A 13,418-nucleotide genomic window follows, 5' to 3' on the forward strand; every position below is an offset into this window, starting at 1 on the left:
GAACGGCGTTCGCATCCAGATCCGGATGAATCGGACCTGCACACAATAGCCGGGGCACACTGACATCATTCTGTCAGGAGCGTGGGGCGTATCGGCAATGGTTCGTGCTGGCGGCTCCGCCCCTGGCAGGCTGTGATACCTCTTGACCGGCGGCTTGCCGCCGGCGGGCATCAGGATGAAGAAGCCGCGCCTGGCCCGGGGTGATGCCAAAGAACGCGCGAAACGCCGCGCCGAAGGCCGGGATGCTCTCGAAGCCGGCGATGGCGGCCGCCTTCGCCGGCTGCACACCCATCGTCAATGCACTCAAGGCCTCGGTCAGACGAGCCTGCTGTCGCCATTGCCGGAAGCTCAACCCCGTCTCGGCGCGGAACATGCGGGCCAGTGTCCGGCTTGATGCGTTTGCCAGCTCCGCCCACGCCTCCAGGCTCCTCCGGTCGTGGGGCCGATCGCGCAGCAGCGTAACCACCCGGCGCAGGCGTGGGTCCCGGGGCAGAGGCAGGCCGAGTGGCAGCGGCGTCGATCTTGCGATCTCGTCGAGGGCGAGTTCCGCCAGGTGATGACCCCTGCCGTGCTGCTCCCATTCCACTGGCTCGGCGCAGGCTGCAACGATCACCTCCCGCAACAGGCCGGAGACGGCTATGACCTTCGGCGCCACCCCGACCCGCGTTGCGGCATCCTCCCGCAGGAACAATTCCCGCATCGCCACCGGCCCGTCCATGCTCACCGCGTGTTGAGCACCGGCCGGCAGAAACAACGCCGTCGTTGGCGGCACCACGTAATGCGACGCCTGGATTTCCACACGCATGACACCGGAGATTGCATAGAGCAGTTGAGCCCTCGGATGATCGTGGAACCCCGACGAAAGGCCTGACGGATAATCGCAGGCGAAGCCCACCACAGGCCGCGGGGCGGTCTCGAACGGCAGGATCTCGGCTTGTCTTGTTGGCGACAGAAATTGGCCGGTCGTCTCCATCCGGCTAGCCTAAGCTAAGCCTGGCTTCTTTCAAGAAGCGTATTTTCCCATACAGGAGGGAACGACCATGAGCACGGGGCTCTTCCAGAGGATCGGATATGTCAAGGCGAGCCAGCTGGTCGATGGTCCGATCACGCCGGGCCAGAACAGGAAAAAAGCGCTCGAGGCCGGCAATCTCTGGGTCGGCCAATGCCATGTCACGGCACTCGATGCGCCCAGCCAGTGGCATCACCACGAAGAATTCGACAGCGTGATGTACATGCTGTCAGGTCGCATCCGGGTGGATTTCGGCATGAATGGCAGGGAGTCTTTCGAGATCGGCAAGGGCGATTACGCCTTTTTCCCGCGCCGGGCGATCCATCGCTGCCAGATCATCGAGGGAGGCAACGACGTTCACTACGTCTTCGTGCGTGTTGGCGAAGGCGAGACCGTCGTCAACGTCGAAGGCCCGGAAACAGTCGCTTCCGAACGGAACCACTCCGCCTGATCACCCGGCATCGTCGGCGGCGTCACCGCGAATGCGCCAGTTTCCCCGCGACGGTATCGACGATATACGCACCGATCGGCAGGGCAGCGGTCGCAGCCGGCGAAGGAGCGTTGCAGACGTGGGTTGTCCTCGCGGTCTGCACGATGAGGAAATCATGGATCAGGGTGCCGTCGGCCTTCACGGCCTGGGCACGGATGCCGCTCGGATGCGGTTCGAGATCCTCAAGCGTGAGCGAGGGGCAGTATTTCTGGCAGAGCGCGAGGTAGCGACGGCGGGAAAGAGCGCTGTAGAGTTCGTCAACGGCGGATGTCCGGTTGTTCCAGATCGCACGCCAGAAGCCGGGGAACGCAGCCAGGTCGATCGAATCCGCGACGTTCAGGCTGAGGCGGCCATAGCCCTCGCGGGCGAATGACAGGGCGGCATTGGGCCCGACGGTAACGAAACCTCCGATCATCCTGGTCAGGTGCACGCCGAGAAAAGGCAATGCCGGATCGGGAACGGGATAGATGAGGTGGCGGATGATGGCATTGCGTTCGGAGCGCAGCCGGAAGTAATCGCCGCGGAACGGCACGATGCGGAAATCGATGTCGAGGCCAGCCAGTCGGGCCATGCGGTCGGACTGGACGCCCGCGCAGGTGATCACGGAGCGCGCAAGCAAGGTGCCGCCATCGGTGTTGATCTCGACCTCGCCGGAATGCTCCTTGAAGCCTCGACAGACGGTGGCGAAGCGGATCTCCCCACCTGCGGCGGTGAACCGGCCAGCCATGCCGCGACAGACCGCGCCATAGTCGACGATGCCGGTCTCGCGGAACAGCAGCGCACCCAATCCGCTTATGTCGGGTTCCCGCTCGGCCAGTTGCGTGGCATCCAGCCGCACAGGCTCGAGGCCATTGGCGCGGGCGCGCGTTTCAAGATCGCCGAGCCGGGCGAGCTCAGCGCTGGAAGTCGCGACGATAAGCTTCCCGCACTGCTCATAGGGAATGGAATTCTCGCGGCAGAAGGCCATGGTCCGCGCGCTGCCTTCCCGACAGAACCGCGCCTTCAGCGAACCTGGAGCATAATAGACCCCGGCATGGATGACGCCGCTGTTGCGGCCGGTCTGGTGCCGGGCGGGCTCGTCCTCTTTTTCCAGCACGACAATCGAGGCGTGCTCGAACCGCTGCTGCAATTGCATGGCTGTCGAAAGACCGACGATGCCGGCGCCGATGATGCAGAAATCGAAGATCACGCTCGTTCCGTTGGCTTGAGGCCGTCGAGGCCCGCAACGGAGCATTACGCAGGGAAGGAACGATGGTAAGGTCCAGTTTTTCCCCACCGGGGAACCAGCAGAACCGATGTGACGGGTGGGCATGAAGACCAGGGCGAGAGGCCAGAGCGACGCGAACATGGTCTGGGAGCATCTCCTGGCCAGGCCCGATCCGTCGCGAGGCGCCATCACCATGCAGGTTATCGAGAGCTTCGTCGACGCGATCGTCAGCCGGCAGATCCCGGCGGGCGTGCGGGTTCCATCGACACGTGTCATGGCGGCAGCGCTCGGCATCGGCCGCAACACGGCGATCGCCGCCATCAACTCCCTCGTCGAACAGGGCTATCTCGTCGTGAAGGACCGTTCCGGCGTCTTCGTCGCGCAGTTCGGCTTCGAGACGGGAGCGACGGAAAGACGGAGCGGACCCAAGGAAGCGGGCTACGACTGGTACCGGCGCCTTGGCCTCGAACGCCCCTTGCCCCGTGCGCAACCTCCGGCCTCGCCTTCCTACAATTTCCGCTACGGCCAGTTCGACCCCAGCACCTTCCCGACCAGCCACTGGCGGCAATGCGAGCGCAGCGCGCTCGGCCTGACCCAGATCGCCGACTGGGGCCGCGACATGGTCGACATGGACGATGCCGGCCTCATCGAAAGCCTGCGCCGCCATGTGCTGCCCAACCATGGCATCTGGGCGGAAGCCAACGAGATCCTGATCACCCTTGGCGGGCAGGAAGGGCGCTATCTCGTGGCGCGGCTGCTCGGCCAGCCGGGCGTAACAGTCGGGCTGGAGCGGCCCGGACTGCCCGACATGGAACAACTCATCCGCTCGACCGCGGCAAAGCGGGTGCACCTGCCGGTCGACCAGAATGGCGCGGCACTTTCGGTGGAGCTGCGGCAATGCGACGTGATCTTCATCACGCCGGGCCACCAATGCCCGACAACGGCGGTGATGCCCGTGGAGCGCCGGCTTGCCCTGCTCGACATCGCGCACCGCCGTGACACCATCGTGGTCGAGGATACCTACGACACCGAAGTGCTGAGCCACGGGCGCACGACACCGTCGCTGAAGAGCCTGGATCGCGAAGGCCGGGTGATCCACATCGGCAGCCTTTCGAAGGCGGTGGCGCCCGGATTGCGCACCGGTTTCGTCGTCGCCTCGCCGCCGGTGATCGAGGCCTTGCGCGCCATCCGGCGCCTGATCCACCGTCATCCGCCCGGCAACATCCAGCGCACGCTGGCCATGTTCATCGACCGTGGCTACTACCACTCCTATCTGCGCAAGGTTTCGGGCATCCTGCAGCGGCGGCGCGAGGTGCTGAGCGCGGCACTCGGCGAGCTGAAGACACCGGCCCGCATCATCGGCAGCGAGGGCGCCTCAACCTTCTGGGTCGAAGTGCCGGCGTCCGTGGACACGACAGCGCTGAGCGCCCTGCTGGAAAACGAGGGCGTTCTCATCGATCCGGGCAGTCGCTTCTTCACCGGCGACGCCCCGCGCAACTACATGCGCATCGCCGTCTCGCAGATCCATGAGAGCCAGATCCGAAAAGGTGTCAGACGCATCGATGCGGCAATCCGAGCGGCGGCTTGAAGTTACCCGTAGTTCCGGTAACGCTCCACCGCGATCGCGATCTGGTCGTCGTTCAGGAGCGTGACGGGGCCAGCCTGCCGTGCCTGGATATACTGGCGGCAGAGGATTTCGAGGCGGTATGCGGCATTGAACGCCTTCCGCAGCGAGGTGCCATAAGCGATCATGCCGTGATTGCCGAGCAGGCAGGCGGTGCGCCCTTCGAGCGCGGCAACGGCGGATTGGCCGAGTTCCACCGATCCATAGGTCTCATAGGTGGTGCAGCGCACGTCGCCGCCGCCGAAGGCCGCGAGCATATAGTGGAACGGCGGCAGCGCCTGGTTGGTGCAGGCCATGGCGACGCAATGGTCGGAATGGGTGTGGACCACGGCTTCTGCTCGCGGAAAGGCACGGTAGATCGCGGCGTGCATCGACCATTCGCTCGATGGCCTCTGCCCTTCCGCGCATCGTCCATCCATATCCGTGCGGACGAAGCTTTCCGGCCCGATCGTCTCCGCGGAAGCACCCGCCGGCGAGATCAGCATGCCGTGCTCATGGCGCACGCTGATGTTGCCTGCCGCCAGGAAGATCAGTCCGGCGCGGTCCAGCTCGCGATAGAGATGGGACAGTTCAGCGCGTTTGTCTGCTTCGACGGACATGGTGATCTTTCCGGGCGTTGGTGGGCCGTCAGGCCAGGGTCATTGATCGCGAGGAGAGCCGCGCAGCACAGCAGGAACAGGTCGCACCCTGGAAGGCCGAGCCCTGCCAGTCCGCATAGCCGGCCCGCAGCCCATCAATCGCTGGCCCGGTTTCCGCGGCGAGTGCCCGCAGGTCGGCGGCCACGACCGCGGCCCTGTCAATCAGCGCGGCCTCGTCGAGCACGGTGACGGCGCCGTTGCGCAGCAGCCAGTTGCCGTCCACCATCAGGGAATGCACGCAGCGCGCATCGGCATGCGCGACGATGGAGCCCGAGCTGACCGGAGCCACCGCCAGTCCCGGCGCACGCGGATCGAGTATCAGCACATCGGCGACGGCGCCTGTTTCGAGTCGGCCGCGGACGGCCTGGTTGCGGAACACCCCGGCGCCTGCCGTGGTGGCGGCGTAGAGAACCTGGCCGGGTTTCGGCCAGTGCCGGAAGTCGCTGCCGGGATCGCGTCCGGAAACCAGCATATGCCGCATCACCTCGAACAGGTCATGGCGGCCGCCGGCATTGGAACAATCGGTGCCGAGGGCGACCTCGAGACCGAGTTCGAGGTCTTCGCGAATGGTCTTGCGCCCGGAGCCCAGCATGGCGTTGCTGATCGGGTTGAAGGAAAGGGTCACCCCGCGCCGGGCGAGCAGTTCCTTCTCTTCGCGCGTCAGCCAGACGCCGTGAGCCACCGACAGCCGGTCGTGCAGCAGGCCGGCGGCATCCAGTGCCCTGACGAGACCGCCACGCCAGCGGGCGTCGGCGAGCTGTCTCTGCGGGAACGTCTCCAGGAGATGCGTGTGGCTGCCGAGGCCGAGGCTGTCCTGCAGCCGCTGCCACAGTTTCCAGAAATCGTCCGAGCAGCGCTGCGGCGCGTTGGGGCCGCACATCAGTTCGACGCGGCCGTGCCCTTGCTGCCGCAGCCGGACCGCGAGCCCGCGATAGAGCGCTTCGATCTCTTCGGCGCGGCGCGGCGCCAGCGGCAGCAGGCGCGCCGCGAGCTCCGTGTCGAGCGGGATGCCCAGCAGCTCCTCGTCGCGCAGGTCGGCGAAGAACGGGGCGAAAGCAACCCTGAGGCCGGATTCGAGATGGGCTTCGAGGCCGATCGCCGCCCGGCCCGCCTGCGGGAAATGGTCGACATAGCTGCCGATGCCGTTGCGGATCAGTTCGACCGCCGTCAGCTGCACGCTGAGGCGCGCCGCCTCGTCGGTGAAACCGCGACCGTGGTTGATGGCGTGGAACGACCAGAGCTCGAGCGGCAGGGAATTCTCGGTCCCCCTGAAGAGCGTCGAGGAGGAATGGACGTGGCAGTCGGCCAAAGGGGGCATCAGGATCATGCCGGCCGCGTCGATGACCTCGTCGGCGCCGAGTGCGGCCGAGGCCGCTCCGGCCGGGGTGAGGACGGAGACGATGCGCGTCCCCCTGACCAGCAGGCCACCTGGCATGAACCCGGCATCACCACCCGGCCAGATGGTCGCGCCGATGAAGCAGGTCGACCTGTCGCCGCTCATGACAGCGGCTGCTTTGCAAATGCCCGCAGGATCATGGCCGGCGCGAAGACACCGATCGAGGTCGCGACAGCCGAGACCAGACGCGGTGGCGTGACATCGAAGGCCGGATACCATCCCCCGGCCAGATAGGAAGCGGTCCGCATGCCGAGGCAATAGAGCGACTCGTCGCCGTCGCGCTCCTCCATCCTGACGTCTTCCGGGCTCGGCGCCTTGGCATCGGGAAAGCGGACCATGGCGATGAACGGTATGCCGAAATGATGCGCGGCGATGGCCAGTTGCAGCGTGCCGACCTTGTTGATGACATGGCCGGACAGGGTGACGCGGTCGGCTGCGGTCATCAACCGGCTGACCAGGCCACGGTCCATGGCATGGGCCGCCATGCCATCGGTGATCACCGTCGTCTCGATGCCCATCTCGGCCACGCTGTGTGCCGTCAGCCGTGCGCCCTGCAGATAGGGTCTGGTCTCGGTGCAGATCACCTTCACCGACTTCCCGGCCTTGATGGCGCTGCCGAGCGCATGGATCAGCCCCGACTCGGCCCAGCAGTGGGTGAGGATGGTGTCGCCGTCCTCGATCAGGCTGGCGGCGCTGGCACCGAGCTTGCGGCTGAGTTCCGCCTGCCGGTCCCATGCCTGGCGGGTGGCGGCTTCGATGCGCTCGGCCATGTCGGCGCTATCCATCCAGGCCTCGGCCTCGGCCTGCAGCAGGCCGATGACATCACGGATGTTGTTGTTGGTCGGTCGTGTCCGCAACAGTCGGGCGGCGGCATCGGCGAGCGCCTGTCGGCGCGCCGCGGGCAGAAGCGAACTCGCCTTCCTGGCGGCAAGCACGAAGCCGGCGCTGGCGGCGAAGAAGGGGCCGCTGCTCTGGGTCACCATCTGCTCGATGGCCATCGCCACCTCTTCCAGGGTCTCGCAGTCGACGAAGCGGGTCTGGAACGGGAAGACCCGCCGGTCGAGGATGCGCACACGGTCGGGCTCGAGCAGGACGCTCTTGGCAATAAGGGTCGGCATAGCGATAGACGTGTCCATCACCGTCTCCATGTCAGAAATGTTCTTGGCAGAACCCCGGCAGCGCCGGGCTTCGTCTAGACGTCCGCTGCCGTGAACGCCGTTCGCCCGGCCTCCCTGGCTTTTTGATCCCACTCCGCCAGCCGCCTGATGGCTTCCGCGCCGGTCAGGCAGGCACGCGCCACGCCGCCGCTCTCGTCCCAGACGCCGGTGATGCGGTTGGCGATGACCGAGCAGATCGCGCCGGCGCGCAGGCCGTAGATCCGCGCCAGCGTCAGGAGCGCCGCCGTCTCCATCTCGAAATTGAGGACACCTGCCCGCTTCATCTCCTCCAGGATACGCTCGCCCTCGGGCGCGACATAACCGTTGAAACCCGGCCGGCCCTGGCCGGCGATGAAGGAGCCTGTCGTGGCGCCGGTGCCGACGCGATGGCTGAAGCCATTCGTGGCAGCAGCATCGACCAGCGCGAAGGTGACTTCGTGCGAAGCGACGGCAGGGAACTCATTGCGGACATAGAAGTGGCTGGTGCCGTCGAGGCGCACCGATGCATCGTTGATGATCAGCGACCCGGGCTCGATATCCTCTCTCAGCGTGCCGCAGGTGCCGACACGGATGAAGGTATCGGTGCCGAGCTTGACCAGGTCGGCAAGCACGATGTCGAGCGACGGCGCGCCCATCATGGTCGAGACAGCGCCGATGCGTACGCCCTTGTAGGTGCCGGCAGCCGCCCGATAACCGCGTGGCAAGGCGATCACCTCGGCCGCGTCCCACTGGCTTGCCATGAAGTCGACGCGCTCGGGATCGCCCGGCAACAGCACGTAACGGGGCAGGTTGAGCGCGGCGAGCGCATTGATGCGACGGCGGTCGCCGGTATTTGCTGTCGCGGTTTCGGTGGATTGACTGGTCATCTTGGTTTCCCTGGCCGCGCGATCAGGCGGTCCGCCATTTGACGAAATATTTCTCTGCCAGCACCACGGCCCCGAACATCGCCAGCGCCAGCGCCGACGACATCATGATCGAGGCGTAGAGCAGCGGAGTGCGGTAATCGAAGGTCGACTGGATGATCAGCATGCCGATGCCGGACTCCGCACCGACCCATTCGCTGACGATGGCGCCGATGACGCTGCTGGTGGCGGCGATCTTCAGGGCCGTGAACACGAAGGGCAGCGAACGCGGCAGACGCAGGCGGAAGAACACCTCGACCGGGCTGGCCGACATGATCTTCATCAGTTCCATCTCCGAATGCGACACCGCTTCCAGGCCGCGCAAGGTGTTCACCAGCGTCGGGAACATGCAGATGATGGCGGCGATCGCGATCTTCGACGACATCGACAGGCCGAAGACGAGGATCAGCACCGGCGACAGCGCGATGATCGGTATGGTGTTGAACAGCACGACGACCGGGAAATAGATGGCCCGCAGGCGCCGGCTGTGCACGAAGATCGTCGCCAGCAGGAAGCCGATGCCGTTGCCGACGAAGAAACCGGCAATGGCTTCCACCGCCGTCGGCTGGATGTTTTGCCAAAGCAGCCGCCGGTTGTCCCACAGCGCGTGGACCACGGTGAGCGGGTCTGGCGCAATGAAGGGACGCACCTGGAAGCCGGTGATGACCGACTGCCACAGCGCAATCAGCGAAAGCAGGCCGATCACCGGCCAGGCCCATGACAGCGAGGGTCTCATGCGTGCCCCCGTGGCCCGTGCGCCGTCTCCATTACGCCGCGCAGGCGCGATGTGATGTCGAAGAAAGCAGGCGAGGAGCGATCGATGCCATTGCCGGGTTTGTGCTCGTCGAGTTCGATCGTCTCGACGATCCGCCCGGGATGCGCGCCCATCACCACGACCGTCTGGCCGAGGAATGCTGCCTCCGACAGCCCATGCGTGACGAAGACGATCGTTGTGCCTGTCTCGCGCCAGATGCGCAGGAGTTCGTCGTTCAGGCCGTCGCGGGTGATTTCGTCGAGCGCGCCGAACGGTTCGTCCATCAGGAGGATATCCGGCTTCGTCACCAGGGCCCGCGCGATCGCCACGCGCTGGCGCTGCCCGCCCGACAATTGCCAGGGCTGGGCGTCCTCGCGTCCCTTCAGGCCGACGAGTTCCAGCAGTTCGCGCGGATCGCGATGCGACCGCCTCTGTGCCGACCAGCCGCCGACCTGCAGCGGCATCTCGACATTCTCCAGAGCCGTGCGCCAGGGCAGCAGCGTTGCCTCCTGGAACACGAAGGAGATGCGGCGCTGGCGGCGCACCTCCTGCGGGCGGTCGCCAAACACCCGGATCGTGCCGCCGGTGCTCTGCAGGAGGTCGGCGATGTTGCGCAGCAAGGTGGACTTGCCGCAGCCGGAAGGGCCGATCAGCACCACGAACCGGCCTTTCGAAACCCGGAGGTCAAGGCTGCGGTAGGCAGTAAGCTGGCCGAATGACATTGTGAGGTCGCTGACCTCGATGGCGATTTCTCCAGACATCGCTTATCCCAGTTTCGGACGGACGTCCGCGGTGGCGTCGAGCACCTGCCAGGATACACATTTCTCGACCACCGGCGCCGCCCCGGCGAAACGGCCCGCCTGCTTGAACAGCGCAATCTGCGTCTCGATCTTTGTGGCGTCGTGCCAGCCCCAGCCGTGTTCCCGGGTCTCCTGATCGAAGGAGAGCGCCATGATCGTGTCCACGGTCTTGTATTCGATTTCGCGGTCGAGCGCGGGATAGGCATCGCACATGATGTCGACGGCGGCCCGGCGGTTCTCGTAAGCCCAGCCCCAGCCGCGCGAAACGGCGCGGACATATCTGGCGAGGTTCTGCTTCTGGCCGTCGAAGGTTTCGGCGCTGGTGAAATAGGAATTGGCGTAATTTGGGATGATGTCTGACGCCACGAGAGCGACGAAGTCCGGACCAAGCACCGAGAGCGCCTTGGTGTTGGTGAGGAAGCCGGTGACGGCATCGACCTGGCCGGTCAGCAGCGGCGTCATGTCGGCGCCCATGGTGACGACCTTGACCGTGGAGACATCGAGGCCGCTCTTGGCCATGATCAGGTCGAGCAGATAGCGACCGTTCGGGTTGATCGCGACCGTCTTGCCGACGAGATCCTGCGGCGTGCGGATCGGCTTGCCGGGCAGCGAGATATAGGCATAGGGCGAGCGGCGGAACCCGCTTGCGAACAGAAGCAGGGGACGACCCGCCTCATAGGCGGTCAGCAGCTGCGCAGTGGAAGAGAACTGGCCGGCGGCCGCCTGCCCCGCCAGCACCGGCGGCACGGTCTGCGCGTTCGGCCCGCCGGGTCCGAACACGGCAGTCAGTCCCTCTTCCTTGAAGAAGCCCTTCTGCTGGGCGACGATATCGCCGAGCTGGCCGTTGCCGATCAGCCAGTCGAACTGGATCCGCACCTCGACGCCATCGTCGGCGAAGGCCGGTCCGAAGGACACCATCGCCCCGCCCAGACCGGCGGCAATGCTGCCTTTCAGCAAGGTGCGCCTGTTTATTCCCCCCATCATCCCGTTCCCTTTTCAAGGTGATTGTTTGTTCTTGTTCGCCAGTCGTAACCGCACTCCCTGTCACCGGTAAGAACCAGTTATGTGAATAGAAGGAACCACTTTGGAACAAGCCGGCGCACGCTGTCGCGTATCTGCCGGAGCGCGAATGGAAAGGAAGTTCTCTGACACTCCTCGACTTCGCCGCGACACACAGCTGGGTTGCGCGAAGATCAGTTGTCAGCGGATTGCGTCGATCTGGGAAAACCGGCATTGATCGCGCCTGCAACATCCGAGACGCGCCATGGAAGAAAAAACTGAATCGAAGAAATCGGTCCGTAAACGCGCCGACGAAATCAAACCGTTTCGCTGCAAAAACCTGATCGCCGTGCTTGAGAACCCGACGGATGTGAAGAACATCGGGACAGTGATCAGGAATGTGAACGCCCTGGGTGTCGAGAAGGTCTATGTTGTCGATCCTCGCCGATCCCTGCCTGACGACTGGCAGGATTTGCGCGATCGGAAATCGGTTTCGAAAACATCCGTCTCCGCAGTGAAATGGACATTCGTGAGGCGCTTCGACAGCACCGACGAATGCTTCGACCATCTCGATAAAAAGGGATTCACGTCGATCGTCACCTCACCCCATGTGAAGGGCAAGGCCAGTATTTTCCTTCACGAAGGCGACTACACCGCTCACACCAAACTGGCGGTCTGGTTCGGCAGCGAAGCGATCGGTATCAGTGACCTTGCCGTCCAGAGAAGCGCGATGTGCGTCAGCATCCCGATGTTTGGCATGATCGAAAGCCTCAACCTCGGCACGAGTTCAGGCATCGTCCTGTATGAGGTCGCAAAGCAGAGACGCGAGTATCAAAGCAAGTACAGGTGGCGCAATCAAAGGGGCGAGCGTTCCACTCCCTTGCCGACCGTGATCTCTCCCGAAACCGAGGCCACAAACTAAAAATCCCCGGAAGCCTCAAGCCTCCGGGGTGTCGGGAAGACAGAAATCCGGCCGGTTCTAGCCGGCTGCACCCTCGATGACGCGGCAGATGGCGTCGCGCGTGGCATCTTCGGGCGCGATCTGGCCGGCCTGCACCATGAACACCACATCGATGCGGCTGCCCTTGCCGGACTTGCGTAAGACGACACGCAGCGTCTGCTCGCGGCCGGAGCCGGAGGTTTCCTGCTTGGCGGTCAGCGAACCCATCGCCTTGTCGACCTTGATGTTTTCGAACCCCTCGGCGAGCATGACGCGATGGGCGTTGTCCAACGCCTTTTTGGCGTCTAGCTTCAGGACACCAAAGCTCTTGTAGCTGACGGCCGTGACCGACGGCACGCCGACGACCGAGAAATTCTTCTTGCAGGCCTGGGCGTTCGCCGCAGAGACCGCCAGGAGGGAAGCCGCCGCGGCGACCAAAATCTTGCTGATCATGAAAAACCTGTGCCTGAAAATTGTTCTGCTTGTTTGTAAGCAATTCCGGACGCGGAAGCACTGCCGGAGCTGCTTGCGGGTACCAGGCCTCGTTTCCTGGCAGCTCCCAGCAATAGTCGCCTAGCCGGCAACATGCCAGCGCGAGAATGTACTAGTCGAGCCAGTTCAGCGGCCCGTGACACAGCACCGTCTCGCGCCGTGAACTGTCTCACAATGCGGCGGTCGCGACCGTAAAGGGCAGGACGTCGGCAAGGAAAGACGCAACCGCAGATGGCAGGCTGGCGGAAGCCGGTGCGTAGACGCCGCAGGCGGAAAGCAGACCGCGTTTGTTGGCGGTGAGGCCGAGATGGCGCCAGATGGTGCGGGTTGCGTAAGGCATGTTGTTGTTGCGCCAGGATATGCCCATCGTCAGGCCGCGAAGATAGCGGCGCTGGTGCAGTTCGAACGGCATCAGGATCGTCTGGCCGAAGGTCGGCGCCTCGCCACGGGTCAATTCGGTCAGGAAGATGCGCTGGCGCTGGTAGGCGGCGAGGCCGACATAGCGCGAGCGCTGGGAGATGCCGCGTTCGGGATCGAAGATGCGCTCCAGTGTCGTGACGACGACCTGGCCATCCTTCTCGCGCATGTGGGCGCAGGAACAGACGACCTGGCCTGGCCAGGAAAGTGATACGTGCCAGGTCTGGTAGAAGCCGAGATGCGGCCGCAGCGCGCGCAGGTCGCCCGGAAAAGCGTCGTCCAGCGGTCCGGCATCCATGGCCGGGCGACTTTTCTCCGTCAGCTTCCGCTGGAAGGCATGCGGAGGCAGGTTGAAATCGGCCGGATCGAGACCGAAGGCGCCGGCAATCCGCAGACGATTGTGCGCGGAAGGCAAGGTCCCGGCGTTGAGATAGCGATTGAACTGCTGCCTATTGACGCCGACGACCCGGCACAGGTCGGAAATCGATCGCCGGGTGCTGCAGGCAAATTTGAGGTTGGCGAGAAAATTGACCGGGGCGTCGTGCATCGGTGTGTCTTGCGGAAATGGAGGCCTGCTGGGGGAACGAAAGCAA

Annotated in this window: 14 protein-coding genes; 3 read left to right on the top strand and 11 right to left on the bottom strand. The window is 64.6% G+C overall.

The features are described from left to right. Positions 1-73: 73 nt before the first annotated feature. Entirely contained in the window at positions 74-973 is a 900-nt protein-coding gene (locus ACFWYE_RS22450) for a helix-turn-helix domain-containing protein (RefSeq protein WP_379114398.1), read from the bottom strand. Positions 974-1,040: 67 nt separating this feature from the next. On the opposite strand from ACFWYE_RS22450, the gene ACFWYE_RS22455 reads away from it, so the two are divergent. Then, on the top strand, positions 1,041-1,460 hold the full coding sequence (locus ACFWYE_RS22455; RefSeq protein WP_379114399.1) for a cupin domain-containing protein: 420 nt from the start codon (positions 1,041-1,043) through the stop codon (positions 1,458-1,460). A gap of 22 nt (positions 1,461-1,482) precedes the next feature. Here ACFWYE_RS22455 and lhgO read toward each other — a convergent pair whose 3' ends face one another. After that, positions 1,483-2,685: an L-2-hydroxyglutarate oxidase gene (gene lhgO / locus ACFWYE_RS22460; protein WP_379114568.1), complete on the bottom strand. Its 1,203-nt coding sequence runs from the start codon at positions 2,683-2,685 to the stop codon at positions 1,483-1,485. A 124-nt stretch (positions 2,686-2,809) separates the two neighbouring features. Between lhgO and ACFWYE_RS22465 the strand changes: the two genes are divergently transcribed. After that, complete coding sequence (locus ACFWYE_RS22465) at positions 2,810-4,294, top strand: PLP-dependent aminotransferase family protein (RefSeq protein WP_379114401.1); 1,485 nt, start codon at positions 2,810-2,812, stop codon at positions 4,292-4,294. 2 nt (positions 4,295-4,296) lie between these two features. On the opposite strand, the gene ACFWYE_RS22470 is transcribed toward ACFWYE_RS22465, so the two are convergent. From ACFWYE_RS22470 to ACFWYE_RS22500, 7 genes are read right to left on the bottom strand one after another with little or no spacing between them, the layout of a single operon-like run. Next, complete coding sequence (locus tag ACFWYE_RS22470) at positions 4,297-4,929, bottom strand: class II aldolase/adducin family protein (RefSeq protein WP_379114402.1); 633 nt, start codon at positions 4,927-4,929, stop codon at positions 4,297-4,299. A 28-nt stretch (positions 4,930-4,957) separates the two neighbouring features. Continuing rightward, a complete protein-coding gene (locus tag ACFWYE_RS22475; RefSeq protein WP_379114404.1) occupies positions 4,958-6,469 on the bottom strand; it encodes an amidohydrolase family protein in 1,512 nt (503 codons plus the stop codon). Then, on the bottom strand, positions 6,466-7,500 hold the full coding sequence (locus tag ACFWYE_RS22480; RefSeq protein WP_379114406.1) for a s-methyl-5-thioribose-1-phosphate isomerase: 1,035 nt from the start codon (positions 7,498-7,500) through the stop codon (positions 6,466-6,468). The genes ACFWYE_RS22475 and ACFWYE_RS22480 overlap by 4 nt, the downstream gene beginning before the upstream one ends. A 56-nt stretch (positions 7,501-7,556) precedes the next feature. Continuing rightward, positions 7,557-8,387 (bottom strand): nucleoside phosphorylase, encoded by an 831-nt coding sequence (locus ACFWYE_RS22485; RefSeq protein WP_379114408.1) that lies wholly within the window; start codon positions 8,385-8,387, stop codon positions 7,557-7,559. A gap of 22 nt (positions 8,388-8,409) precedes the next feature. Then, positions 8,410-9,159, bottom strand: coding sequence for an ABC transporter permease (locus tag ACFWYE_RS22490; protein WP_379114409.1), 750 nt, complete (start codon positions 9,157-9,159; stop codon positions 8,410-8,412). Beyond that, a complete protein-coding gene (locus tag ACFWYE_RS22495; protein WP_379063101.1) occupies positions 9,156-9,938 on the bottom strand; it encodes an ABC transporter ATP-binding protein in 783 nt (260 codons plus the stop codon). The genes ACFWYE_RS22490 and ACFWYE_RS22495 overlap by 4 nt, the downstream gene beginning before the upstream one ends. A 3-nt stretch (positions 9,939-9,941) precedes the next feature. Continuing rightward, a complete protein-coding gene (locus ACFWYE_RS22500; protein ID WP_379114411.1) occupies positions 9,942-10,958 on the bottom strand; it encodes an ABC transporter substrate-binding protein in 1,017 nt (338 codons plus the stop codon). Positions 10,959-11,241: 283 nt separating this feature from the next. Between ACFWYE_RS22500 and ACFWYE_RS22505 the strand changes: the two genes are divergently transcribed. Then, positions 11,242-11,898 carry a TrmH family RNA methyltransferase gene (locus tag ACFWYE_RS22505; RefSeq protein ID WP_379114413.1) on the top strand — a complete coding sequence of 219 codons (657 nt, stop codon included), beginning with the start codon at positions 11,242-11,244 and terminating at the stop codon, positions 11,896-11,898. 57 nt (positions 11,899-11,955) lie between these two features. On the opposite strand, the gene ACFWYE_RS22510 is transcribed toward ACFWYE_RS22505, so the two are convergent. Then, positions 11,956-12,369, bottom strand: coding sequence for a hypothetical protein (locus ACFWYE_RS22510; RefSeq protein ID WP_379063107.1), 414 nt, complete (start codon positions 12,367-12,369; stop codon positions 11,956-11,958). A 208-nt stretch (positions 12,370-12,577) separates the two neighbouring features. Beyond that, on the bottom strand, positions 12,578-13,372 hold the full coding sequence (locus ACFWYE_RS22515) for a helix-turn-helix domain-containing protein (protein WP_379114415.1): 795 nt from the start codon (positions 13,370-13,372) through the stop codon (positions 12,578-12,580). Between the last annotated feature and the right edge of the window lie 46 nt (positions 13,373-13,418).

Origin of the sequence: Mesorhizobium sp. NPDC059025 (genome assembly GCF_042739655.1) — a bacterium.
GTDB lineage: Bacteria > Pseudomonadota > Alphaproteobacteria > Rhizobiales > Rhizobiaceae > Mesorhizobium.